We start from the raw sequence: 23,600 nt of genomic DNA, 5'->3' as shown, positions 1-23,600 counted from the left end.
ATGGCTCTGTCGTCTCAGCGCGCCGCGAAGATCTCGACCCCGTCGAGGTGCAGGTACTGCTCCTCGTCGAGATCGATCTTCAGGTAGCGGAACCGGGCATTGTCGAATCGCAGGTGGAGGGGCAGGCCCGGATGGCAATGGGCGTCCACGGCATCGAAGACGAGACGGTAATCGGTCTCGGTCTCGCCCAGCCAGACGCGCATGAATTGCGCCCGTTCGCTGAGCTGCCCCCAGCGATTGTAGATTCGGATCTCCGAGACCCGCTCGACCGCGCCGAGATCGAGGACGAACCAGGGGTTCCGGTCGAGCCCGGTGTGAAAGAAGAAGGACGGGTCGCCGGTGGTGCGCTCACCGTAGGTGCCGGTCGTCCCCGACCAGGCAGAGGCGGAGCTCGCCCGCCAGGTCTTGCCCAGCGCGATGTTCTCCGAGGGACGCGCCGTCACCAGCGTGTCCGTCTCCAGCTCCTCGATCAGGGTCCGGATCTGCTTGGACGGTTGCCGCAGCGGCGGGATCTCCAGGTCGAGCTTGTAGATCAGGTTCGACAGGATGCTCTGGTCGAAGCGGTGGTCGATGAAGCCATCGAGATCCGGCAGGCCCATCGCGTTGGGGCTGTCGGTGACGATGCGTGGATCGCCCGCGTAGCGCAGCCATTCGGCGACGAGGTGGCGGGTGGCGGGGCTCACCATGAAGGCGATCCAGGAGGCCTGGATCTGGTCGGCCTCCCAGTAGCGTTCCGCGTCGCAGTCCATCAGTACGAAGCAGTCGCGCTTGGTCCAGGCCCGCTGCGGCCGTCCGTGGAGCACACCCACCGCGACCCGGCGCTCCGAGCCGTCGAGCCACGTGAGCAGCGGCGCCACCGGCGGCAGCGGATCGTCGCCCACCGCCTGCATGCCGGTGTCGCTGAAGACGATGAAGTCGCCGTCGCGGCGCTGCGCCAGCGCCTCGGCGATGACGTAGGGCTTCCAGGCCCAGTTCCCGGCGCCCCGGGACCGGTCGAGGATCCCCCGGTGCGCGCGGTAGAACGGCGTCTCGCGCAGCCGGTCGGGGGACCAGCTCTCGATCGTGTCGAAATCGCCCGTGGCGGCGGCCGCCGCGACCAGCCGGCGCTGGCTCTCGACGTAGTGATACTTGGCGGCGAAGCTGACCAGGGTGGCATGGCGCGGCCGGAGCCGACGCCGCTGCAGCATCAAGACCTCGGCGCGGTGCATGTCGAAGGCGTTGATGCGCAGGGCTTCCGATGGCTGGTCAGCGCTGGCCAAATCTGTCCTCCGACGGATGAGCCGGGCGCTTGTCACCGGTTTTGCCGGCTTCGGCAAGGTAGTCCCGGCGGGTTCAGGCGTCGTCGAAGGCGAGGTTTCCGGCCGGGTAGTCGAGCATCAGGGCGCGCCGCTCGGGGGAGTTGTCCCATTCGCCCACCTTCGTGTAGGCGCCGGCCACGTCCAGCACCTCGACGACGCGCCCGATGGTCGGGATGCTCTTGAAGTGCTGCGGCCAGCCGGAGGCGAAGTAGAAGACCTGCTCGACATGCTCGGAGAGCTGGCAGACGCCCGGTCCGAAGGTGCCGAGCCCGAAGACGAGGTAGCGCCCGTTCATCAGCGCGGCGACGTCGTCGACGAGGGTCCCGCTCTGCGTCGTCAGGGGGACGCCGAGATCCGCGATCCAGGCTTCCAGAACCGGGATCACCGGGTTGAGCCGGTTCTCGAACACCATCGTGATCCGACGGATGCGGCCCTCCGACAGGAGCCGCCGGATGACCATCTGGTAGAAGGCGAGCGGCGGCTGCGGGTAGGTCGGCGCCACCCAGGTGCTGAAGATGTCCCCCGAGCGGATGTGGATCAGCAGCGCGTCGTCGGGCTTGGCGGGGATGGTCGGCGGCAGCCGGCTGAACAGCGGCCGGATGCAGGTTCGGACGATGTCCCGGGTCTCGGCGGGGCCGAGGGGGCCGGCGAGCTGCTGGATCCCGAGATCGAAATACATCCCCGACAGGAAGGCGCCGTCGTCCGGCAGGGGCGCGGAGCCGGGGATGAAGGTGATCCCGCCGCAGGTCAGCGGGCCGGTCAGCCCGATCACTTCGCTGCGGTCTGCGGCCGGGAGCTTGATGTATTTCAGGTTCAGGTTGCGGGCGATGCCGATGGCGAGCAGCAACTGGATCAGGCAGTTGCCGAAAGCGCCGCATTCGTAGAGCGCCAGCCCCACCAGGGCGCGCGAACGCGGCCGCTCGGCGCTGACGAGGCGGTAGGAGACGTAAGGGTTCGCGCCGGGCCGCTCGTCGGCCATGTCGAAGGGCACGTCCAGCACGCGCCGCAGGACAATGAGGTCGAAATCGGCCTGCGCGCACAGGACCTGTACCGCAGGCAGGCCGCTTCCGGCGGGCGCGTCCAGGGTGACGCGGACATGGCGCGCCCAGGCGCCCTCCCCGGCTCCGAGGATCAGGGTGGCGGCCTCCGCCCCGCTCTGGGAGGCGTCGAGGTCGGGCGTGCGCCAGACCTGTCCGTCATCGGACAGGGCGAGGCTCGGCCGCGCGGCACAAGCGGATCCGATCTCGACGCGTCGAATCGGACATCGAAAGCCGAGATCGACCTGCAAGCCCAGGGTGCCGCGCGGCAGGGCGGTCTCGTCCGCCGCAGCGTCCCTGCTGCGCCAGGGCCGGCCGAACGCCACATCGATCAGGTCGCCGTTCATCGCCTCTCGCGGTGCGAAGGGAGCGGTTCGAGGGCCTTGCCTCACGGCCCTCTCTTCGCCGGCGGCGTCCCCTCTGTCGAGGAGGGCCTGAGGCTCTCGTTGCCGTGTCGTGCTCACGCGGAGCCCGACACGGTCCTCGACGTCTTGCCCGCGGGGCGACTCGAACGGGACGCGGCACGCCGCCAAACGGCGCGCGGCCCTCGATTCCTTCGCTCCGCGCGCAATGCCGGGGCGATGCGTCTGCCGCCGCCGGCTAGCCGGCGAGCCCGAGCATCAGCCCGAGATTCTGCACGGCCGCCCCGGAGGCGCCCTTGCCGAGATTGTCGAGCCGCGCCACCAGCACCGCCTGCCCGTGCTCGGACGAGCCGAACACCCGCAACTCCAGCCGGTCGGTGTCGTTGAGGTCCTCCGGCTCGATCTTCTCGCGGTGCGCGCCGGTGGCGGCGCCCGGCACGACCTGCACCAGCGGCTGACCGGCGTACCAGTCGCGCAGGGCGGCCTCCAGGTCGGCGGCCGCCGGCCGGCCCGGCAGCGCGTCGAGATGGAGCGGCACGCTCACCAGCATGCCCTGCCGGAAGTTGCCCACGGCCGGCACGAAGATCGGCCGGCGGGTCAGCCCGCTGTAGCGCTGCAGCTCCGGCAGGTGCTTGTGGGCGAAGCCGAGGCCGTAGAGCTGGAACGGCGGCGCCGTGCCCTGCGCGTAGGCCTCGATCATGCTCTTGCCGCCGCCGCTGTAGCCGCTGACCGCGTTGATGCTGATCGGGTGATCGGCCGGGATCAGGCCGCCTTCCACGAGCGGGCGCAGGAGCGCGACGCCGCCGGTCGGGTAGCAGCCGGGATTGGCCACCCGCCGGGCGCGGGCCACCGCGGCCCCCTGCTCCCGGGTCAGCTCGGGGAAGCCGTAGGTCCAGCCCTCCGCGACCCGATGGGCCGTGCTGGCGTCGAGGACGCGCGGACCGCCACCGGGCAGGCTGTCGGCGAGCGCCACGGTCTCCTTGGCGGCCTCGTCCGGCAGGCAGAGCACCACGAGATCGACCTCGGCGAGGAGCGCCCGCTTGGCTTCCGGATCCTTGCGGTGCTCCGGCGCGATGCTGCGCAGGGCGACCCGCCCGTCGCGCTCCAGGCGCTCGCGGATGCCGAGGCCGGTGGTGCCGGCCTCGCCGTCGATGAACACGGTGGGCTTCTGTACGCCGTCGCCAGCCATCGTCCGTCTCGCTCTCTCCGAAAGGCAGTGCCGCCCGAGTCGGCCATCGCGGCCGGGAAACTGGTGAGCGCGGTGCGGCAGCCTGTCAACGGCCGCGCCGCGACCCCGAAACGCGAAAGGGCGGCTCCCGCAGGAACCGCCCTCTCCGTGACACCGGTGTGACCGGATATCAGCGCTTGGAGAACTGGAAGCTGCGGCGGGCCTTCTTGCGGCCGTACTTCTTACGCTCGACCACGCGGGCGTCGCGGGTGAGGAAGCCTTCGCGCTTCAGCGGGGCACGCAGCTCCGGCTCGTAGTAGGTCAGGGCCTTCGACAGGCCGTGGCGCACCGCGCCGGCCTGACCGGAGAGGCCGCCGCCCGCCACCGTGACGGTGATGTCGTACTGGTCGACGCGACCGGCGATCTCCAGCGGCTGGCGCAGGATCATGCGCAGCACCGGACGGGCGAAGTAGGTCTCCACCGGGCGCTTGTTGACCGTGACCGTGCCGTTGCCGGGCTTGATCCAGACGCGGGCGACCGCGTCCTTACGCTTGCCGGTGGCATAGGCCCGGCCCTGGGCGTCCAGCTTCTGGACGTGGATGGGCGCTTCGTTGGCCGGATCGACCGCGCCGGTGTTCGACCGGTTGAGGTCGGCGAGGGACTGCAGGGTCGCCATGATCAAGCGCTCACGTTCTTGCGGTTGAGGGCGCCGACGTCGAGCGCCTGCGGCTGCTGGGCCTCATGCGGGTGCTCGGAGCCCTTGTAGACGCGGAGGTTGCCGAGGATCTGACGGAAGAGCGGGCCGCGGGGCAGCATGCGCTCGACGGCCTTCTCCACCACGCGCTCGGGGAAGCGCCCCTCGAGGATGAACTTGGCCGTGCGCTCCTTGATCCCGCCCGGATAGCCGGTGTGGTAGTAGTAGCGCTTCTGGACGTACTTGCGGCCGGTGAACTTCACCTTGTCCGCGTTGACGACGATGACATGGTCGCCGCAATCGACGTGGGGCGTGTAGGCGGCCTTGTGCTTGCCGCGCAGGCGCATCGCCACGATCGACGCGAGGCGGCCGACGACGAGGCCCTCCGCGTCGATCACGATCCACTTCTTGTCGACCTCGGCGGGCTTCAGCGAGGTGGTCTTCATAGCCAAATCCCAGGGGTTCCGACGGACCAGGGCCCCGACGCGTCGGGATCCGAGAACATCGGGGTGCCGAAAAACGAGCCGCCGCGTGGGGCACACGCGGCGGCGGTGGCCAGTGCATAGACGGGCCCGGATGCCGGGTCAACAGCGAAATCGGAAATCGCGAAAAGGCGAGCAATCAGAGAGGTTTGGCGGTTAAGGTATCAGAATACCACATCATGGCGGGCACGGGGCCGCAGAGGGCCGGCTCGGCTCTTCCCGTCACCGCCGCATCGTGAGGGGCCGCAGAGCGGCGGAGGCCTCCTTCAAGGCTCGCTGCGCTCACGCCTCGGAATCAGGGTGTTGGGTGGGCTGACCCGATCCGGCGGGAATCGTTCCCGATCGCGCTGAGACGGGGGCGATAGCCGAGCCCGTTCCACGCGATGCGCGGGTCCCCTCTCTCGTGCGGGAGCGGGACAGGGTGAGGGATCAGGTTCGTCCGGACGAGGCTCGCCTGCCCGAGCCGTGATGGTGCGCTCGACCGCGAAGCGTCGTGTCCCTCACCCCGACCCTCTCCCGAACGGGAGAGGGAGCATGGCGCGGCTGTCTCGACCGGAGTCGCCTTCCTTCCAGCCCGTCGCAACGCGATCGGACGCGGCGCTGCGAATGGGGCGCTGGCCACGGGGCGCTGTCTCGGACCGTATGAGGATCGGATTCAGTCGCCCCGCCGGCTCCGCTCCGCGATGGTGAGCTTCTGGACGCCCTTGGCCGCCAGCACCGGTTTCCGGGCGCTGAGGATCCGGGAATTCACGCCGGTCCAGCCGATCTCGCCCGAGAGCCGGCCGTACTCGATCTTGGGGCAGCGGTTCATGATCACCGTGAGGCCGCGCGCCTCGGCCCGGGCGGCGGCCGCGTCGTCGCGCACGCCGAGCTGCATCCAGATCACCTTCGGCGGCGGGCTGAGCGCCAGCGCCTCGTCGACCAGCGGCCCGGCGGCGGCGGAATTGCGGAAGATCTCCACCATGTCGATCGGCTGGTCGCCCAGGCTGGCCTGGACCTCGGCCAGGGAGGCCGCCACCCGGCGCCCGAGCAGGTCCTGGCCGGCGAGGCCGGGATTGACCGGCGTCACCGCGTAGCCGCGGTCGAGCAGGTATTTCAGCACGATCCAGCTCGGGCGCGCCGGGTTCGCCGAGGCCCCGACCAGCGCGATCGTGCGCGTGGTGTTCAGGAGGGCGCGGATCTGCGCGTCGGGGTAGCGGGCGTGGCGCTCCGCGAGCGCCGCCATGTCGCCGGGCGCGGGCTGCCGGTGATCGTGGCCGGTCTCGTCCATGGCATGTCCCCTCGTCGTCCGGATGATCGCAATGCTTGCCGGCGGCCCGGCAACGGTCACAGCCGCCAGACCTCGTAGCCCAGCCGTGCGAACGCCGCGCGCTCGTACAGCGCCTTCACGTCCACGATCAGGCCCCCGGGCTTCACCCGGGCGGCGATCGCCTCCGGCCCGAGCCGGGCATAATCCCGGTGCGGGACCGCGATCACGGCCGCGTCCGCGTCGGCGGGCAGGTCGGCCCAGTCGACGAGGGTGATGCCATACTCGGCCCGGGCCTCCGCCGATCCGGCGCGGGGATCGTGGACCGACACGGCGCAGCCGAATTCCTCCAGCTCCCGCACGAGGTCGGCGACCTTCGAGTTGCGCAGGTCCGCGCAGTTTTCCTTGAAGGTCAGGCCGAGGACGATGACCCGCGCCCGCCCGGCATGGCCGCCGCGCCGGACGATCCGCTTCACCGTGCTGCGCGCCACGTGGGCGGCCATGCTGTCGTTGATCCGGCGCCCCGCCAGGATCACCTGGGGATGATGGCCGATCATCGCGGCCTTGTGGGTGAGGTAGTACGGGTCCACGCCGATGCAGTGGCCGCCGACCAGCCCGGGACGGAACGGCAGGAAGTTCCACTTGGTCCCCGCCGCCGCGAGGACCTCCTGCGTGTCGAGGTCGAGCTTGTCGAAGATCAGCGACAGCTCGTTCATGAGCGCGATGTTCAGGTCGCGCTGGGTGTTCTCGATGACCTTGGCGGCCTCGGCCACCCGGATGGACGAGGCGGCGTGGAGGCCCGCCTCGATGATCGACCCGTAGAGGGCCTTCAGCCGCTCCAGCGTCGCGGGCGTGTCGCCGGCGACGATCTTCACCACCTTGGCGAGGCTGTGCTCCCGGTCGCCCGGATTGATCCGCTCCGGCGAGTAGCCGACGAAGAAATCCGTCTTCCAGCGCAGGCCGGAGGATTGCTCGAGGACGGGGATGCAGACCTCTTCGGTGGCGCCGGGATAGACGGTGGATTCGAACACCACGGTCGCGCCCGGCCGCATGTGCCGCCCGACGAGGTCCGAGGCCCGGATCAGCAGGGTGAAATCGGGGCTCTGGGCCGCGTCCACCGGGGTCGGGACCGTGACGATGATCACGTCCGCCGCGCTCAGGGCGGCCGGGTCGTCGGTGATCGCGAGGTGCCCGGCCGCCCGGAACGCCGCCGCGTCGATCTCTCCCGCCGGGTCGTGTCCGGCCCGGTAGGCCGCCACCTTGTCGGCGGCGCGCTCGTAGCCGATCGTGATCCGCGCCCGGCCGAACGCCAGGGCGAGCGGGAGCCCGACATAGCCCAGGCCGACGATCGCCACGCTGTCTGCCGAGCTGTCCGCCACGCCGGATCCCTCTGCGGGCTCGGAAGGCGCCGATGACGGTCCGGCCGCCGGGCGCGTATAGGGGCGGCCCGGGCCCGCGTCGACTCGCTTCGGCCCGCGCGGCGCGTCGCCGACCGGTCGCGGCGCACCAAGACCACCTGACCGACGGGCAGAGACCGATCGAGCCCGGGGCGCGCATGAGGCGAGACGATGCCTGACCTCCGCTGGACCGAGGGGCCGGTCCACTGCACCGACCTCGTAGACGGCACCGGCAAGGTTTTCGGCTATGTCGGCCCGTGCGCCGCGGGCATGCGTGGCTACGTCGTCCAGTCCGGATCGGAATGGCCGCCGCGCCCGGCCGCCTTCGCCGATCATCCCGCGGCCGACGCGGCCCGCGCCTGGGTCGAGGCCGAGGTGTCCGCGCGCGCCTTTCGGCCCGTCCGCATCATCCGGGAGACCGGCGCGCCGGTCTCCTGATTCCCCGGGGCGGTTCAGGACCGCGTCAGCCTCGCCCGGCTTCGCTGCGACGCGGGATGCCGGGGGTGCCGGCGCGTTCGGGCTCCGGGGCGCAACGTGCTATGAGCCCCGATCGCCCTGTCGCGGGCCCTGAGGTCGATCATCATGCGCACGATCATGCTCGCCGCCGCCCTGCTGGCCCTGCCCGTCCCGGCCTCGGCGCTGTGCCGCTGCACGTGCGTCCGGGGCGAGATGAAGGCGATCTGCCAGGAGACGGACCTCACGATTCCGATCTGCCAGGGGCTCTGCGAGACCACGATCCGACCGGACCGGGTCATCATTCCGCTCGCCGGCGCCCGGCAGGCCTTCGAGCCGGCCCAGTCGACGAACCCCGCGCCAGGCGGCCTCGTGTCGCCCGATCTCAGCCTGGACACCAATCCGAACGGCACCCAGCTGGGAACGCCGAGCCAGCTCTCCGGAAGCGTCGGGTCGAGCTTGTCCTCCGGCAGCGGACGCTGAGCCACGAAAAAGCCCCGCGCGGCGGGTGCCGGCGGGGCTGAAGGTTGAGGACGCCCGGTGCGTTACGTCGGGCGACTGGTTTTAGAATACCATCATTGCTCGCGATGTGAAGCTCTCGCGATGACAAATCCGGCAGATTATTTCTTCAATACTGTAGATTGACGAATAAATCCCCGTCCGGCTCGGCCGGACGGGGTGAAATCAGTGAATCCAGAGCGCCGATCGCTCGTGTCGCCGCTCCGAAGGCGGATCGGCCTTACGACTGAGTCTTCAGATAGGCGATGACGTCGTTGATCTTCTTGTCGTCCGTGATGCCCTGGAAGATCATCTTGTTGCCCGGGACCTTCGCCTTCGGGTTCTTCAGCCACTCGTGCAGGTTGGCCTCGTCCCAGGTGATGCCGGAATTCTTCAGGGCGGCGGAGTAGTTGTAGCCCTCGTAGGTGCCCGCCTTGCGGCCGACGACACCCTTCAGGTCAGGACCCACGCCGTTCTTCTGGAAATTGTGGCACGCCTTGCAGGGAGCGAACGCCTTCTCGCCGGCGGCCGCATCCCCGGCCTCCTGGGCCTGCGCCGCGAGGGGCATGACGACGGCGAGGACGGCGCCGAGTGCAAGCATACGCATGTATAGACCCCGAATTGATCAGATAAGCTTTGCGTTTCTGACAGAAAAATTCTTCGATGCAAGGGAAAAAATCTGCGCAGGCGTGCAGATTATATTGAACGATGCATCAAACAATTTCGGATGTCATGCCCGGTTCCGCGGTTTGCTCTCGGCACGTCTCGGCAGGCCTCGGATCGGTGGCCCGCTCGCGCGCATCCGCGGGGCGCGTCCCCGGGCGGCGGGACGGGCGAACGGCGGATCTGAGAATGCTTCCAAACTTGGCATGTCGGAGTGTTGACGTCCGATGCGGGGCGATAATCCGGCCCGCGCTGGAAAATGATGCGTCCTTCCCGGCTGGACGCCGCGCGCACGACAAGGCCCGCCGCGGCGAGCCGGGCGGGTCCGCGCAGACGGGCCGTGTCGATGCTAGGCGGCCAGCGGCAGCCTGATCACCGGCGGGTCGCTATCCGCAGCCTTGGCGGTTCGGGCCATCGCCGCGCCGGCATCCCAGGCCGTGAGCGCCTTGATCCGATCGGCGAGAACCGTCGTCTCGAGGGTGCGGGGCGTCGCCGTCAACGGGCGGGGCATCGTCGATCGGGGGCTGGGCATAAGGGCTCCGGCGGCTGCTGCAGCGGGCAATGCGCCTGAATGGTTACCGCGATGTCTCTGCCGGGCATGCGCGCGAGGACGTGATGCGCAATCCTGCGCGCTAGACGGCCTCTGCTGCGGTTGGATGGGTGCCGATGCGGCTGCTGGCCAAGCCTGATGGTTCGGCGCGTCTCCCGGCCCGCGAGCCCCGCGCGGTCCACCGACCGCCGGGTCGTTCAGGGATGTCGTGCCGGGTGATCGGAGTGCGGGGGGGCAAGCCTGCCGGACGGATCGGCGCTGCCACGCATCACCGGGGCGCCACGTCGAGGGCCGAACTCGACGGTCCGTGACCGCGCGACAGCCGCTGTGTCGGCGCTCAGCCGCAGAAGGCTCGAAGAGACCGCGTTTCGGCGCTTGTGGTGGCGGAGGGAGCGGGATTCGAACCCGCGATACCGTTTCCGGTATACACACTTTCCAGGCGTGCGCCTTCAACCACTCGGCCACCCCTCCGTCCGCGAACCGAGCGCCCGGGCGCACACGCGGCGCGCCGGGCGCGGCCAGGGCCGCGCGGTGCCGTGCTGTTAGCCGGGTGCGCCGTCCGGCGCAAGGCGCAGTCGGCCGGGCGATGCGAAAACCGCCCGGCCGCGTCCCTCACCCCTGGGCGTCGTCGAGGTGGAAGCGGACATGCTCCACGTTCGCCCGCTCGAAGGCCTGCATGACGTGCTGGTAGGAGCGCTCCATGGCGTTGTCCTCCGTCCCGGGGCTGTCCTCAGGCTTCAGCACGAACATCAGGAGCGAGCGCCCGGTCACGTCGTAGCCGGAGCCGAACTTGAAGCTCTCCACGTCCTGGCTGTCGGGCAGGTTCGTATCGAGGAGCCGCGTCCAGGCCACGCCTCCCACGGATTCGGGCAGCGTGAATGTCACGAGGTCGTGGTAGGCGTTGAACATGATCAGCAGCGTGGCGTCCCCGCCGCGGCGGTGCAGGCCGGTGGCCTGGGCGCGCCCGTCGAGCTGGACCGCGAAGGCGCGGGCCTCGCCGTCCGACCAGTTCTCGCCCTCCATCTCGCTCCCGTCCGGCCGCAGCCACGTCACGTCCTTGACGCCGAACTCCTCGTCGTACTGACCGGTGAGGAACCGCCCGCGGCTCAGGATGGGCAGGGCGTTGCGCAGGATGATCAGGCGCTGGGTGAACTCCGCGAGATCCCGCTCCTCGTCGCCGATCGCATCCCAGTCCAGCCAGGAGACTTCGTTGTCCTGGCAGTAGGCGTTGTTGTTGCCGTTCTGGGTCCGGGCGAACTCGTCGCCGGCGAGCAGCATCGGCGTGCCGCGGGACAGGAACAGCGTCGCCAGCATGTTGCGCATCTGGCGCAGGCGCACCGCCCGGATCTCCGGGTCGTCGGTGGGGCCCTCCACCCCGTAATTGTACGAGAGGTTGTGCGAGTGGCCGTCGCGGTTGCCCTCGCCGTTCGCGTCGTTGTGCTTGTCGTTGTACGAGACCGTGTCGTGCAGGGTGAAGCCGTCATGGGCGGTGAGGAAGTTCACCGAGGCCCAGGGCTTGCGCCCGCGCTTGTTGAACTTGTCGGCCGAGCCCGCGATCCGCGCCGCCAGATCCGGCAGCAGCCCGCCATCGCCCTTCCAGTAGGCGCGGACGTCGTCGCGGAACCGGTCGTTCCACTCGGCCCAGCCGGGCGGGAAGCCGCCGACCTGGTAGCCCCCGGGGCCGCAATCCCACGGCTCGGCGATGAGCTTGACGTTGTTGAGCACCGGATCCTGGCGGCAGGTGTCGAGGAAGCCGCCGCCCTCGTCGAACCCGTAGGGCTCGCGGCCCAGGATCGTGGCGAGATCGAAGCGGAACCCGTCCACCTGCATCTCCTGCGCCCAGTAGCGCAGGGAATCGGTCACGAGCTGCAGCACCCGCGGATGCGACAGGTTGAAGGTGTTCCCGGTGCCGGTGTCGTTGATGTAGTAGCGCGGCTCGTTGGGCAGGAGCCGGTAATAGGAGGCATTGTCGACCCCCTTGAACGACAGGGTCGGGCCCTTCTCGTTGCCCTCGGCGGTGTGGTTGTAGACTACGTCGAGGATCACCTCGAGGCCGGCGCCGTGGAAGCGCGAGACCATCTCCTTGAACTCGGAGAACGCGAAGTCCGGCACCGCCGCGTAGCGCCGGGCTGGGGTGAAGAACGAGATCGTGTTGTAGCCCCAGTAATTCACCAGCCCCTTCTCCTGCAGGTAGTCGTCCTGCACGAAGGAATGGACCGGCAGCAGCTCCACCGAGGTCACGCCAAGGCTCTTGATGTAGTCGAGCACGTCCCGGGTCCCGAGGCCGGCATAGGTGCCGCGTAGCTTTTCCGGCACCCGCGGGTCGAGCTTGGTCATGCCCTTGACGTGGGCCTCGTACACGATGGTCTTGTCCCAGGGCACCAGCGGCTTCTGGTGCCGGCCCCAGGTGAAGGCCGGGTCGATCACCCGGGAGCGGCGGGTGTAGGGGGCGCTGTCCCGCTCGTCGAAGGTCAGGTCGTCGCCGGTCTCCATCTTGTAGCCGAATAGGGCCGGGTTCCAGGTGATCGAGCCGACGAGCCCCTTGGCGTAGGGGTCGATCAGCAGCTTGTTGGGGTTGAACCGGTGGCCGGCCTTCGGCTCGTAGGGGCCGTGGACCCGGTAGCCGTAGATCGTGCCGGGGCGGGCGTCGGGCAGGTAGCCGTGCCAGATCTCGTCCGTGTACTCGGGCAGCTCGATCCGCTCGATCTCCTGCTCGCCGGCATCGTCGAACAGGCAGAGTTCGACCTTGGTGGCGTGGGCGGAAAACAGGGCGAAGTTGACGCCGAGCCCGTCCCAGGTGGCGCCCAGGGGGTAGGGTTGGCCTTCCTGGATGCGCGTGCGGGCCGCGCGGGACTGCGATGCGGGACGACGAGTAGAGGACATGGACACTCCGGAACGCGACCCGCCCGGCCACGTGCCGCCGCGGGGAGCGTCGGGTGAACGTGCCGGAAACAGCGAAGCTCCCGCGGTGCCGCAAAAATCGCGGGGGTGCTGCGCGGTGAGGCCGGGACACCTCAGCGACCGGGCGACGGCGTTCCCGGTGGGGAGGACCGGGCGGCTTCAGGGGAGGGGAAGGTCGGACGTCGATCCGCCCCACGTCGGGGTGGCGACCGCCGCGTCCGGGCTTAGGCGCGGCAATGCCGAAGTCATCGCGCGGATGGTGGAGTGATCGGGTAAGCCGTGACCAGCGCCATGAGCGCGCCGTCGTCGATCTGCTTCCAGACGGATCTGACGGGATGACGCGATCCGTCGGGCATCTGCATCGGACCTTCGCAGATGTACTTGATGACAAATCTGTTCTCGACGCTGGCGACGAGATTATCGCTGCATCCATGCTCGAGCAGGGCGGCGATGAAGCTGCGGGGATCCTCGCGGGTGAAGCCGCGCGACAGAAAGAACGCGGCTTTCGGGCCTCCCTCGGCATGCCGGTCGTCGAGCAGATAGCCGCCGATCTTCGCGTCCGGGATGCAGGGCACCGGCACACGCCCGCCGAAACGTGACATTAAGGTCAGGCAGCCGCGAGGGCTTCGGCCAGGATCGTCGCCGTGCCCGCAACCGGGCTCGCGAACTCGACCTCGTAGGCCTCGCCATCGGCGTAGACCTCCACGATGGTCCCGCGGGCACCGGCTGGCACGGGCAGGCCGTCGTCCGTGACGGCGTCGCGCAGGATCATGACCACGCTCAGCTCGGGAAAGAGCGGCGTGACCTCCGGCGCCTTGCGCAACGTGTGCATCGTCTCGAAGGACATGGCGTGATCCTGGCGCACCGCGGAGACGCGCGCAACCCGCGCTCCTCGGACGGGCCGCGCTTCCCATGCATGACGGGTGCTTGAAGACGAAAGACTCCTCCCGTCTGCGCGCCGCGCTCAGTTCGAGGCCGCGGCGGTGAAGCTCCGGTCCATGGCCCGCCCGACGTCCAGCGTCCTCGACAGGATCCCGTACCGCGTCGCCCGGTCCGAGGCCTCCTGGACCTCCGTCACGACACCGTCGTCGAGCGCGATCGGCCGCGTCCGCTGCGCCGTGTAGGCCGCGCGCAGGACGTCCTCCGGCAGCCTGGTCAGCGCGGCCGTGTTCCGGGCGTAGGCGTCGAGATGGTCCAGCGACCAGAGCCGCGCCCTGTCCAGGCGGCTCAGGAAGTCCTGCAGGGCGGCCCGCTTGGTGGCGATGGCGCTGTCCGAGGCGACGATGAAGGTGATGGTCGGCGTGAGGCCCGCGCCGTCCGCGATCGGCCGGGCCTTGTCCCTGAGCGTCGCGAACGAGACGTAGGGCTCCCAGACCGCCCAGGCATCCACCGAGCCGGCCATCAGCGCGACCTTGGCGTCGACCGGGTTGAGCGGCGCGAAGGTGGCCTCGGATGGCGCGATCCCGGCCTTCTCCAGCGTCGCGCTGATCAGGAACTGGCCCCAGCCGCCGCGGGTGCCGGCGAGTCGCTTTCCCTTGAGGTCGGCGGCCGAGCGGATCGGCGAATCCGCGCGGACCAGGATCGTCTGCGTCCGCGGATCCGACTTAGTGCCGCCGATCGCCTTGATCGGTGCCCCGGCCGCGACGACCGTGAGGAAGGAGAGGTCGCCGGTGTAGCCGACATCGAGGGCGCCGGCGTTGAGCGCCTCCAGGATCGGCGCGGCGGCGGGGAATTCCGACCATTCGATCCGGTAGGGCAGATCCTTCGCGGAGCCGGCGCTCTCGAGGAGTGACCGGTTCCCGCCCTTCTGGTCGCCGACCCGCAGGACGACCTCCTCCGCGCGGGCGGCCACCGCGGCTAGCGTCGTCGTGACCAGCGTCGTCGTGGCCAGCGTCAGTGCGGCGGCGAGCAGCGCGCCGGCGAACCGGCGGACGCCGGGACGCGCGTGAGATCCGATGAGCATGGGGCCTGCCGCGATCCGCTGCCCGCGTTGTGCGGGGCTGTTCTGTGGAAGGCCGAGCTTATGCTTGCCGCGAGGGCGGTCAATGAAACGAAAATCTGTATTGCCCGCGATTGATGCTAGAGATGACATCCGGCCGCCCCCGCGGGGAGACGAACGTCTTTCCCCGCGCCGCGCCGATCAGCGGGCGGGCGGGAACGCGTCCGCCAGGTAGGCCCGCACGAAGCCCGGCATCCGCGCGGCATCGATGTCGTCGCGGCCCCGCACCACGTGCATCCCGGCGAGTTCCGGCTCGGCCTCGGCGCCGAGATGGTCGGCGATCCGCGCCACGAGCCGCGCGGCCGTCTCCGGGAAGCGCACCGGCCGCAGGAACGCGAGCTGGCCCTCCCCCTCCAGCAGCACCCAATCCGTTTCGGCCTCGTCCGGCAGCGCCAGGCCGGTCTCCTCGGCGAGTTCCCGGGCGGCGCTGCCGGCGAGATCGACCCGCGCGCCCTGTATGTCGTCCGGATCCGGAGTGCCGCAGGGGAAGTAGAGCTGGCCGGCATTGGCCGTGCGGGCCCCCATCTCGCCGAGCAGGACGGCGCCGTCCGAGGTCCAGGGCACGATCGCCGCGAAGGCATTGGCGATGCGGGCGTCTGCGATGCGGGCGTCGGCGTGCCGGGTGTCCCGGTAGTAGGTGAAGGTGGCGTAGCGCGTCGCGAACAGGTCCAGGCGGGCGGCCCGGTCCGCGACCGCGTGATCGCAGCACAGCAGGACGGTGCCGTCGAACATGCCGGGCGCGCGGGCGATCCGGGTCTGCCAATGCGCCGCGATGGCGTCGGCATTCTCCCGGGGGAAGGCCCAGTCGTAGGTCACGAACCGCGCCGTCACGGCGGCAAGCTGTGTGATCCGGAAGCCGTCAGACATGCAGGGTGCCGTCGGCCACGATCACCGCGGCCCCGCCGATCTCGACGCTCCGCAGGGCCCCCGCCTCGATGGTGAGCTGGAGCGCGATCTCGCTCGGCCGCCCCATCGCCTCACCCTGGCGGATCGCCACGTCGTGCGTGCCGTCGCCCAGGGCCTCGAACTGCATCAGCACCCCCGCGAAGGCGGAGGCCGCCGAGCCGGTGGCGGGATCCTCCGTGACGCCGAAATTCGGCGCGAACATGCGGACCCGCCAGCTCTGGCCGGTGCCCTCGGGGTCGGGTGTGTAGAGGTAGAGCCCGTCGTTCGGGTCGGGCGCCTGGGCCGGCCGGGCGGCGTCGAGGGCCGTCACCGAGCCCACGGGCACGCAGGTGAAGCTCGGCCCGACGCCGTGGCGGCTCGGCGCGTGCCGGCCGGTGCCGATGTCGGCGGGCTTGAGGCCGAGGAGCGGGGCCAGCAAGGCGGGCTCGGGGCCGGGACCGAGGTATTCCGGCAGGATCGGCAGCCGGAACCGCGCCCGTCCGCCGCTGCCGTCCGCCAGCGTTTCGACCACGCAGGGGACGATTCCGATCCGCTCCTCCAGGCCGAAGGCCCGGGCATCGCCCCGGGACGGATCCTGCAGCGCCAGCAGCACGGCGGTGCCCACCGTCGGGTGGCCGGCGAAGGGCAGCTCCCGGCCGGGGGTGAAGATGCGCAAGGACGCCCGGTGCCGGGCCTCCGTGGGCGGCAGGACGAACACCGTCTCCGACAGGTTGAACTCCTGCGCGATGGCCTGCATGGCGGCGGTGTCGAGCCCCTCCGCGTCGAGCACCACGGCCAGCGGATTGCCGGCGAGCCTCTGCTCGGTGAACACGTCGAGGGTGACGAAGCGGCGCGCCATCGTGTCCATCCTTCTTGCTCTCGCCGGGCCCGGCCGAAGGGCGTGCCCTCACACCGCCTCGACCGGAAACCGCGCGCTCGGGTTCACGTATTCCTCCTGCGCGGCCACCGTCAGGATCTCCCGCGATCCTGCCTCGGCGGTGCGCTTGAGCAGCCCGTAGATCGAGGCCGCCGCCGCGCCGAGCGCCGCCTCGGCCGAGCCGGTCCGGGCATAGTGCACCAGGAACAGGGCCGCGATGCAGTCTCCCGCCCCGTTCACCGCGATGGCGAGCCGCGGGGTGCGGACCCGGAACACCCGCCCCTCCGCGCCCGCGAGCAGGTCGATGCTGTCGGCGGGCGTGTCGGCGCAGAGCGCCGAGGTGACCAGGACCACCCGCGGCCCCCGCGCCTGGAGCGCCGCGATCGCGGCTGCGGCCTCCGCCAGGGTGCGGCTCGGCAGGCCGGTGAGGAGGCCGAGTTCGAACTGGTTGGGGGTGAGGATGTCGGCGGCCGGGACCGCGCGCTCGCGCAGGAACGCCTCGATGCCGGGCCGCACGTAGACGCCCTCCTCGACGTCGCCGATCACCGGGTCGCAGCAGTAGAGCGCTTGGGGGTTCGCCGCCCGCACGGCGTCCACCGCTTCCAGGATCGCGGCGCCGATCTCGGCCGACCCCATGTAGCCCGACAGCACCGCGTCGCAGGTGGAGAGCACGCCGCGCTCGCCGATGCCGCGCACCACCTCGCGGATCATCGCCGCGTCGAAGACGGGGCCGCGCCACGCGCCGTAACCGGTGTGGTTGGAGAACTGCACCGTATGCACGGGCCAGACCTCGACCCCGAGCCGCTGCATCGGAAACACCGCCGAGGCGTTGCCGACATGGCCGTAGGCGACATGGGACTGGATCGACAGGACGTTCAACGCGGGACTCGCTCGTTGTCCCGCTACGGTTAGCCGGTTCCCGCGCCGCCTGCACCCCTATCCCTTGCCGCCCTCCCCCGCGCGCCTCAGATGGGACCGACCCTCCTCCCACCCGCCGAGCCCCGTTCAGAGCCCCATGGACATCGAAGCGCTGCGCACCACGACCCTCGCCTTCGTGGAGGCGCACAAGGCCTGGACGCCGTTCATCGCCGGCGGCCTCGCCTTCTGCGAATCGATCGCGGTCCTGTCGCTGTTCGTGCCGGCGACCGTGATCCTGGTCGGCATCGGCGCCCTCGTCGGCGGCGCCGACATCCCGTTCTGGCCGGTGGTGATCGCCGCGGCGGTGGGCGCCGCGCTCGGCGACTGGATCTCCTACGAGGCCGGGCGCTGGCTCGGACCGGGGGCCAAGACCAAGTGGCCGCTGCGGCGCTACCCCGAGCTCATGGCCAAGGCCGAGGCCTTCATCGGGCGCTGGGGCATCGCCGCGGTGGCGCTGGGGCGGTTCTTCGGGCCGGCCAGGGCCCTGGTGCCGCTCTTCGCCGGCATCCTCGGCTTGGCGCGGCTGCCGTTCCAGCTGGCCAACGTCGCCTCCGCCCTGGTCTGGGCCTTCGTGCTGCTGGCCCCCGGGGCCGGGCTGCTCACGTGGTTCCATCGCTGATGCGGCGCTTCCCGCCCGAGCGGATCGTCTGCCTCACCGAGGAGACCGTCGAGACTCTGTACCTGCTGGGTGCGGAGGACCGGATCGTCGGCGTCTCGGGCTACGCGGTGCGCCCGCCCCGGGTCCGGAAGGAGAAGCCGCGCGTCTCGGCCTTCACCAGCGCGGACATCCCGAAGATCCTGGCGCTGGCGCCGGACCTCGTCCTGGCCTTCTCGGACCTCCAGGCCGGCATCGTCGCCGACCTCGCCCGGGCCGGCGTGGCGGTGCACCTGTTCAACCAGCGCGACGTGGCGGGCTGCCTTGCCATGGTCCGCACCCTCGGCGCCCTCGTCGGTCTGCCCGAACGGGCCGAGGCTTTGGCGGCCGGCTTCGAGGCGCGGCTGGCGGAGGCCGCCGCGACGGTGCGGGACCGGCCGACCCTGCGCGTCTACTTCGAGGAATGGGACGCGCCGATGATCTCCGGCATCGGCTGGGTCTCGGATCTGATCGGCCTCGCGGGCGGCCGGGACGTGTTCCCGGCCTTGAGCCGGCAGCCGGCCGCGCAGGACCGGATCGTCACGCCCGAACAGGTGATCGAAGCCGCGCCCGACGTGATCCTCGCCTCGTGGTGCGGCAAGCGGGTCCATGTCGACCGCATCCGGTCCCGACCCGGCTGGGCGGCGATCCCGGCCGTGCGCGACGGGCGCATCCACGAGATCAAGTCGCCGCTGATCCTGCAGCCCGGCCCGGCCGCGCTCACCGACGGGTTCGACGCGATCCGGGCCTGCCTCGGATGACCGCCTCGGGTGACCGCCTTGGATGATTGCCCCGGGGCGATGCCGCGCCGCAGGTGACGGACGGCGCCCGGATTGGCAGGATGTCCCGATTCGGCACAGGCGCATTCCCCGAGATTGATGTCCGCTTCCATCGGCGTTTCCGATTCCGCTTCTCCGCCCCCGGTGGCCGAGGCGCTCCTGCCGCCCGACCGGCGGCAGTCGCCGACGGCGCTGCGCATCCAGCGCGGCGTGCGGCGGCTGTTCTCCGAGATGGGCTGCGTCACCCTGCCGGAATTCTCCCTCGTCAACGGCCGCCGCGCCGACGTGATCGCCCTGTGCGGCGCCGGGAAGCTCACCATCGTGGAGATCAAGTCGAGCGTGGCGGATTTCCGCGCCGACCGGAAATGGCCGGATTACCGCGACTTCTGCGACCGGTTCTACTTCGCGATCCCCGAGGACGTGCCCGAATCCCTGATCCCGGAGGAATGCGGCCTGATCGTCGCGGATGCCTACGGGGCCGGAATCCTGCGTGCGGCGCCCGAGCATCCGCTGAACGGCGCCCGGCGCAAGGCCGTGACGCTCCGCTTCGCCCACAGCGCCGCGCGCATCCTCCACGCGCTCGCCGATCCGGGCGCGGTGCGGGAGGGGGCGCTGTAGGATACGGCCGGCGGCCGGATTCGCGCCGACGCGACGGACCGCCCGGGACGGCTGAACGACGCTGGACCCATCCGTCGCGTCGGCGGTGGCCGAGCAGCTTTCGGCGACGCGAGCGGCAGCTGTCTCGCCGAACGTGGTCGAGGCGCGGACGATGCGCGGACTCGGATACGTTCGATCGCGTCATGAACCGCAGGGCGGCCTCCCACCGGTTCCCGAGGATCGCGGGAACGAGCGATGCGCCATCTGCGAAAAGGACATCCACGCTGGATTGGCAGGCCGCGCAGGGCGGCTGATCGCGCAGACGACCGATTGGCGATGGACGGCGGGGTTCGGTCTGGTACGTCTGCACTGGTATTCCACCGACGATTGAAATCTGCGTAGAACGGCCGCGCTTCCCGCCGATCCAGCGCCGAGCCCGATTCATCGATGACCTCCGTCGCCCTGTTCGAGCTGATCCTCGGCCTCCTCGGCGCGGCCCTGCTGCTGTCGCTGGCGGCCGGGCGCCTGGGCTTCCCGCCGGCCGCGGCCCTGGTCATCGGCGGCATGGCGCTGGCGGTGGTGCCGGGCCTGCCGGCCTTCACGCTCGACCCGGACCTGATCATGGTCCTGTTCCTGCCGCCGCTCCTGCTCGAATCCGCCTACTTCACCGTCTGGCGCGACTTCCGGGCGAGCCTCGGCCCGATCCTGTCGCTCTCGCTCGGGGCGGTCCTGTTCACGACCCTGATCGTCGGGCTCGTCGCCCACGCGGTGGTGCCGGCCCTGCCCTGGGCCGCCTGTTTCGCCCTGGGCGCCATCGTCTCGCCGCCGGACGCGGTCGCCGCCAAGGCGGTGCTGGCCCGGGTCGCCCTGCCCCGCCGGATGATCACGGTCCTGGAGGGCGAGAGCCTCGTCAACGACGCCTCGGGCCTCGTGCTCTACCGCTTCGCCGTGGCGGCCGCGCTGACGGGGAGCTTCAGCGCCTGGGCGGCGGCCGGCAGCTTCGCGTGGCTCGCGGTGGCGGGCGTCGCGGTCGGGCTCGCCTGCGGTCTGGCGGTGAACGCCGGGATGCGGCGGCTGCACGACGCAAACGCCATCACGGTGCTGAGCTTCCTCGCCGCCTACGTCGCCTACCTCGCGGCCGAGGAGGTCCACGCCTCCGGCGTTCTCGCGGTTGTGGCCTGCGGCCTGATGATGGGCGGCCGGGAGCACGAGACCTTCGACGCCCATGCCCGCCGCCATTCCGTGGCGGTGTGGGCATTCGTGGTGTTCGTGCTGGAGGCCCTGGTCTTCGTGCTGATCGGCCTGGCGCTGCGCGGCGTGCTGGCCCGGACCGGCGGCGAGTACGGGTCGCTCTCGGCGGGGCTGCCCCTGGCGCTCGCCGTCACCGCCACCTGCGTCGTCGCCCGCCTGCTCTGGGTGTTTCCCGCCGTCTACCTGCGGCGGCTCCTGTCGCCGCGGTTGCGCGCGCGGGAACCCTCCCCGAACCCGGCCGTGCCGCTGATCGTCGGATGGGCCGGGATGCGCGGGGTCGTGACCCTCGCGGCGGCCCTGGCGCTGCCGGTGGACTTCCCCGGCCGTGACGCCATCCTGGTCGCGGCCTTCGTGGTGATCCTATTCACCGTGCTGGTGCAGGGCACGACCCTGGGGCCGCTGATCCGCCGGCTCCGCCTCGATCCCGTGGCGCACCTGCCCGACGGCCATCTCGACGCGCCCATGGCCCGCGTCGTCGTCAACGAGGCGGGACTCGCCGCCCTGGAGGGATTGGTGTTCCCCGAGACCGGGGCGCTGCAGCACCCGCGCCTCGTGGAGGAGTATCGTCGCCGGGTCCGGGCCTCCTCGCGGGACCGGGACGAGCGGACGGCGCTCGAAGCCGAGAAGAACGAGCACTTCGCCGCCGCGCTGCTCGCCGTGCGGTCAGGCCGGTCGGCGCTGATCGACCTGCACCGGCAGAACCGGGTCCACAGCTCGGTGCTGCGTCAGCTGGAAACGGAGATCGATCTGGAAGAGCTCCATCTCAAGCGTCTGGCCGGGACCGCGCCGGCCCATGGCTAGGACGCTCTCCGCCGAAGTGGGATCCCGTCCGGCGTCGGAGAGCGCGTCGAAGCAGGGGCCTGGAGCCGTGCCCGGCCGGGGTGCGGCTCCTCAATGGGCGGCGCAGCCGTCCGCCGGCTGGCCGTAGCCGCTGTAGACGACCCGCACCTTGCGCAGGCAGGTCCCCTCGGACTTCGGCGCCACCGCCACGGGCGCGACGTCCACCGGCTCGACCCGCAGGGTCGCGGCCACCGGCTGGTCCTCGGAGGTGGCGAGCGCGCGGCTGGCGCTCATCACGACGGGCGTCGCGGCCAGCGACGAGATGGCGAGCGCGGCGAAGACGGCGATGTTCTTGCGGCCGAAGGTGTTGCGGGTGCGAGCATTGAACATGACGAGTGGTCCGTCGTATTGCGTTCGGCAGCGCTGAGGTGCCGAGATCCCCTGTTGCAGCGATAACTTGGCCGTTGGCTTGGCGGTTCCCGGTATTGCCCAAAAACCGCCACGCTTGCGTGTCCCGCCGCACCTGGGGCGCGGGCCCTCAGAGGATCTTGCGGTACTGCACGAAGCCGGATTTCTCGGCGATCCGGTCGTAGAGCTGCATCGCGTCGGTGTTGGTCTCGTGCGTCAGCCAGTGGACGCGGGAGCAGCCGGCGGCTTTCGCGGCCTCGCAGACGTGCTCGATCAGCCGCCGCCCGATCCCGAGATTCCGGGCGCCGTCCGCCACGAACAGGTCCTGGAGGTAGCAGTAATCCCCGACCGTCCAGGCCGAGCGGTGGCGGATGTGGTGGACGAGGCCGATCGCCTCCGTGCCGCGCCACGCCAGGGCTCCGTCGACCGGCTCGGCCGGGTCGTTGAGGCGCCGCCAGGTCGTCTCCGTGACGGCGTCCGACAGGTCGACCTTGTAGAACGCCTGGTAGCCCCGCCAGAGCGGCAGCCAAGCATCCCGGTCGCCGGCGCCGATCCGGCGGATCGCGAGGCTGCTGTCCATGATTCTCTCCGCTGGTCCGGACGGATCGGACCTCATCCGGCCCGGACAGGCAACCCGGGCCGCCGGCGCCGAAGACCCGTCACCCGATCGCCTTCACCCGACACCCGCGCCTTGCACCCCTGCCCGCCCGCACCTAAACCGGCCCGCCAGCGGCCCGAGCCGCCGCGCGAGCCCGAGCCTCCGACACCCATGTCCCAAAAGAAATCCTTCCAGGGTCTGATCCTGACGCTTCAGGAATTCTGGGCGGCGCAGGGCTGCGTGATCCTCCAGCCCTACGACATGGAGGTCGGCGCCGGCACCTTCCATCCGGCCACGACCCTGCGGGCGCTCGGCCCGAAACCCTGGAAGGCGGCCTATGTCCAGCCGTCGCGCCGGCCCAAGGACGGCCGCTACGGCGAGAACCCCAACCGGCTCCAGCACTATTACCAGTTCCAGGTGATCCTGAAGCCGAACCCGCCCAACCTGCAGGAGCTTTACCTCGCCTCGCTCGCGGCCATCGGCGTCGACCTCAAGCTCCACGACATCCGCTTCGTCGAGGACGATTGGGAGAGCCCGACGCTCGGCGCCTGGGGCCTGGGCTGGGAATGCTGGTGCGACGGGATGGAGGTCAGCCAGTTCACCTATTTCCAGCAGGTCGCGGGCTTCGAGTGCGCGCCGGTGGCGGGCGAGCTGACCTACGGGCTGGAGCGGCTCGCCATGTACGTCCAGGGCGTCGAGAACGTCTACGACCTCGACTTCAACGGCGCCGAGGGTGCGGACCGGATCACCTACGGGGACGTGTTCCTGCAGGCCGAGCAGGAATATTCCCGCCACAATTTCGAGTCCGCCGACACGACGATGCTGTTCCGCCAGTTCACCGACGCGGAGGCGGCCTGCCGGTCCTACCTCGCGGCGGGCGCGCCCGCCGCGGAGGGCGAGCGCCACCGGATGGCGCAGCCGGCCTACGACCAGTGCATCAAGGCCAGCCACGTCTTCAACCTCCTCGACGCGCGCGGCGTGATCTCGGTGACGGAGCGCCAGAGCTACATCCTGCGGGTGCGGGAACTCGCCAAGGCCTGCGGGGCCGCGTGGCTGAAGACCGCGGCCGGCGGAGCCCCTTGAGCCTTCGCGCGTTGCAACCCCCGCCAACCGGCGCGCTCCGGC

25 protein-coding genes and 1 tRNA gene are annotated in these 23,600 nt (G+C 70.6%); 7 read left to right on the top strand and 19 right to left on the bottom strand.

Annotation, left to right across the window (positions count from 1 at the left end; translation table 11 throughout):
- Positions 1-14: 14 nt before the first annotated feature.
- The 7 genes from BM396_RS19315 to BM396_RS19285 form a co-directional block, all read right to left on the bottom strand.
- Positions 15-1,259, bottom strand: coding sequence for a discoidin/SUN/FTP domain-containing protein (locus BM396_RS19315; protein WP_043356761.1), 1,245 nt, complete (start codon positions 1,257-1,259; stop codon positions 15-17).
- A 73-nt stretch (positions 1,260-1,332) separates the two neighbouring features.
- Positions 1,333-2,682: a hypothetical protein gene (locus BM396_RS19310; protein WP_043389515.1), complete on the bottom strand. Its 1,350-nt coding sequence runs from the start codon at positions 2,680-2,682 to the stop codon at positions 1,333-1,335.
- Between the two features lie 253 nt (positions 2,683-2,935).
- Positions 2,936-3,886, bottom strand: coding sequence for an N-acetyl-gamma-glutamyl-phosphate reductase (gene argC / locus BM396_RS19305; RefSeq protein ID WP_043389512.1), 951 nt, complete (start codon positions 3,884-3,886; stop codon positions 2,936-2,938).
- A 169-nt stretch (positions 3,887-4,055) separates the two neighbouring features.
- Entirely contained in the window at positions 4,056-4,541 is a 486-nt protein-coding gene (gene rpsI / locus BM396_RS19300) for a 30S ribosomal protein S9 (RefSeq protein WP_043356850.1), read from the bottom strand.
- A 2-nt stretch (positions 4,542-4,543) separates the two neighbouring features.
- Entirely contained in the window at positions 4,544-5,005 is a 462-nt protein-coding gene (gene rplM / locus BM396_RS19295) for a 50S ribosomal protein L13 (protein ID WP_043356851.1), read from the bottom strand.
- Between the two features lie 691 nt (positions 5,006-5,696).
- Positions 5,697-6,266: a CoA-binding protein gene (locus BM396_RS19290; protein ID WP_043389529.1), complete on the bottom strand. Its 570-nt coding sequence runs from the start codon at positions 6,264-6,266 to the stop codon at positions 5,697-5,699.
- Positions 6,267-6,367: 101 nt separating this feature from the next.
- A complete protein-coding gene (locus tag BM396_RS19285; protein WP_043389510.1) occupies positions 6,368-7,666 on the bottom strand; it encodes a nucleotide sugar dehydrogenase in 1,299 nt (432 codons plus the stop codon).
- Positions 7,667-7,855: 189 nt separating this feature from the next.
- On the opposite strand from BM396_RS19285, the gene BM396_RS19280 reads away from it, so the two are divergent.
- Together BM396_RS19280 and BM396_RS19275 are read left to right on the top strand one after the other, a co-directional pair.
- Positions 7,856-8,122: a hypothetical protein gene (locus BM396_RS19280; RefSeq protein ID WP_043356855.1), complete on the top strand. Its 267-nt coding sequence runs from the start codon at positions 7,856-7,858 to the stop codon at positions 8,120-8,122.
- Positions 8,123-8,266: 144 nt separating this feature from the next.
- Positions 8,267-8,620 carry a hypothetical protein gene (locus BM396_RS19275; protein ID WP_236952880.1) on the top strand — a complete coding sequence of 118 codons (354 nt, stop codon included), beginning with the start codon at positions 8,267-8,269 and terminating at the stop codon, positions 8,618-8,620.
- A gap of 256 nt (positions 8,621-8,876) precedes the next feature.
- Here BM396_RS19275 and BM396_RS19270 read toward each other — a convergent pair whose 3' ends face one another.
- From BM396_RS19270 to pdxY, 10 genes are all read right to left on the bottom strand, one after another.
- On the bottom strand, positions 8,877-9,242 hold the full coding sequence (locus BM396_RS19270; protein WP_043357149.1) for a c-type cytochrome: 366 nt from the start codon (positions 9,240-9,242) through the stop codon (positions 8,877-8,879).
- A gap of 405 nt (positions 9,243-9,647) precedes the next feature.
- Positions 9,648-9,809 (bottom strand): hypothetical protein, encoded by a 162-nt coding sequence (locus tag BM396_RS19265; RefSeq protein WP_236952879.1) that lies wholly within the window; start codon positions 9,807-9,809, stop codon positions 9,648-9,650.
- A 420-nt stretch (positions 9,810-10,229) separates the two neighbouring features.
- Positions 10,230-10,319 (bottom strand) — tRNA-Ser (locus BM396_RS19260).
- A gap of 141 nt (positions 10,320-10,460) precedes the next feature.
- Positions 10,461-12,731, bottom strand: a complete 2,271-nt coding sequence (gene glgX, locus BM396_RS19255; protein ID WP_043389508.1) for a glycogen debranching protein GlgX — start codon at positions 12,729-12,731, stop codon at positions 10,461-10,463.
- 263 nt (positions 12,732-12,994) lie between these two features.
- The gene (locus BM396_RS19250) at positions 12,995-13,351 is read right to left on the bottom strand and encodes a DUF6883 domain-containing protein (protein WP_043389507.1); all 357 of its coding nucleotides are present in this window, start codon (positions 13,349-13,351) and stop codon (positions 12,995-12,997) included.
- 5 nt (positions 13,352-13,356) lie between these two features.
- Positions 13,357-13,596, bottom strand: coding sequence for a DUF4926 domain-containing protein (locus BM396_RS19245; protein ID WP_043389506.1), 240 nt, complete (start codon positions 13,594-13,596; stop codon positions 13,357-13,359).
- 117 nt (positions 13,597-13,713) lie between these two features.
- Positions 13,714-14,712 carry an ABC transporter substrate-binding protein gene (locus tag BM396_RS19240; RefSeq protein ID WP_043389503.1) on the bottom strand — a complete coding sequence of 333 codons (999 nt, stop codon included), beginning with the start codon at positions 14,710-14,712 and terminating at the stop codon, positions 13,714-13,716.
- A 177-nt stretch (positions 14,713-14,889) separates the two neighbouring features.
- Complete coding sequence (locus BM396_RS19235) at positions 14,890-15,615, bottom strand: NUDIX hydrolase (RefSeq protein WP_043389501.1); 726 nt, start codon at positions 15,613-15,615, stop codon at positions 14,890-14,892.
- The gene (locus BM396_RS19230) at positions 15,608-16,492 is read right to left on the bottom strand and encodes a PhzF family phenazine biosynthesis protein (RefSeq protein ID WP_043389498.1); all 885 of its coding nucleotides are present in this window, start codon (positions 16,490-16,492) and stop codon (positions 15,608-15,610) included. The genes BM396_RS19235 and BM396_RS19230 overlap by 8 nt, the downstream gene beginning before the upstream one ends.
- Before the next feature lie 48 nt (positions 16,493-16,540).
- Entirely contained in the window at positions 16,541-17,389 is an 849-nt protein-coding gene (gene pdxY / locus BM396_RS19225; protein ID WP_043347770.1) for a pyridoxal kinase PdxY, read from the bottom strand.
- Between the two features lie 136 nt (positions 17,390-17,525).
- On the opposite strand from pdxY, the gene BM396_RS19220 reads away from it, so the two are divergent.
- From BM396_RS19220 to BM396_RS19205, 4 genes are all read left to right on the top strand, one after another.
- Positions 17,526-18,047 (top strand): DedA family protein, encoded by a 522-nt coding sequence (locus BM396_RS19220; RefSeq protein ID WP_043347771.1) that lies wholly within the window; start codon positions 17,526-17,528, stop codon positions 18,045-18,047.
- A complete protein-coding gene (locus BM396_RS19215; RefSeq protein WP_043389495.1) occupies positions 18,047-18,823 on the top strand; it encodes a cobalamin-binding protein in 777 nt (258 codons plus the stop codon). The genes BM396_RS19220 and BM396_RS19215 overlap by 1 nt, the downstream gene beginning before the upstream one ends.
- Before the next feature lie 117 nt (positions 18,824-18,940).
- Positions 18,941-19,459 (top strand): MmcB family DNA repair protein, encoded by a 519-nt coding sequence (locus BM396_RS19210; protein WP_051976369.1) that lies wholly within the window; start codon positions 18,941-18,943, stop codon positions 19,457-19,459.
- A gap of 426 nt (positions 19,460-19,885) precedes the next feature.
- On the top strand, positions 19,886-21,490 hold the full coding sequence (locus tag BM396_RS19205; protein ID WP_043389493.1) for a Na+/H+ antiporter: 1,605 nt from the start codon (positions 19,886-19,888) through the stop codon (positions 21,488-21,490).
- Between the two features lie 90 nt (positions 21,491-21,580).
- Here BM396_RS19205 and BM396_RS19200 read toward each other — a convergent pair whose 3' ends face one another.
- Together BM396_RS19200 and BM396_RS19195 are read right to left on the bottom strand one after the other, a co-directional pair.
- Positions 21,581-21,859, bottom strand: a complete 279-nt coding sequence (locus tag BM396_RS19200) for a hypothetical protein (protein WP_051044690.1) — start codon at positions 21,857-21,859, stop codon at positions 21,581-21,583.
- Between the two features lie 148 nt (positions 21,860-22,007).
- Positions 22,008-22,457, bottom strand: a complete 450-nt coding sequence (locus BM396_RS19195; protein WP_043389491.1) for a GNAT family N-acetyltransferase — start codon at positions 22,455-22,457, stop codon at positions 22,008-22,010.
- A 189-nt stretch (positions 22,458-22,646) separates the two neighbouring features.
- Between BM396_RS19195 and BM396_RS19190 the strand changes: the two genes are divergently transcribed.
- A complete protein-coding gene (locus BM396_RS19190; RefSeq protein ID WP_043347781.1) occupies positions 22,647-23,558 on the top strand; it encodes a glycine--tRNA ligase subunit alpha in 912 nt (303 codons plus the stop codon).
- The last annotated feature ends 42 nt before the right edge of the window (positions 23,559-23,600 follow it).

This window comes from Methylobacterium sp. UNCCL125 (assembly GCF_900116795.1).
GTDB classification, from domain to species: domain Bacteria; phylum Pseudomonadota; class Alphaproteobacteria; order Rhizobiales; family Beijerinckiaceae; genus Methylobacterium; species Methylobacterium fujisawaense.
This window is presented reverse-complemented; position numbering and strand designations above follow the sequence as displayed.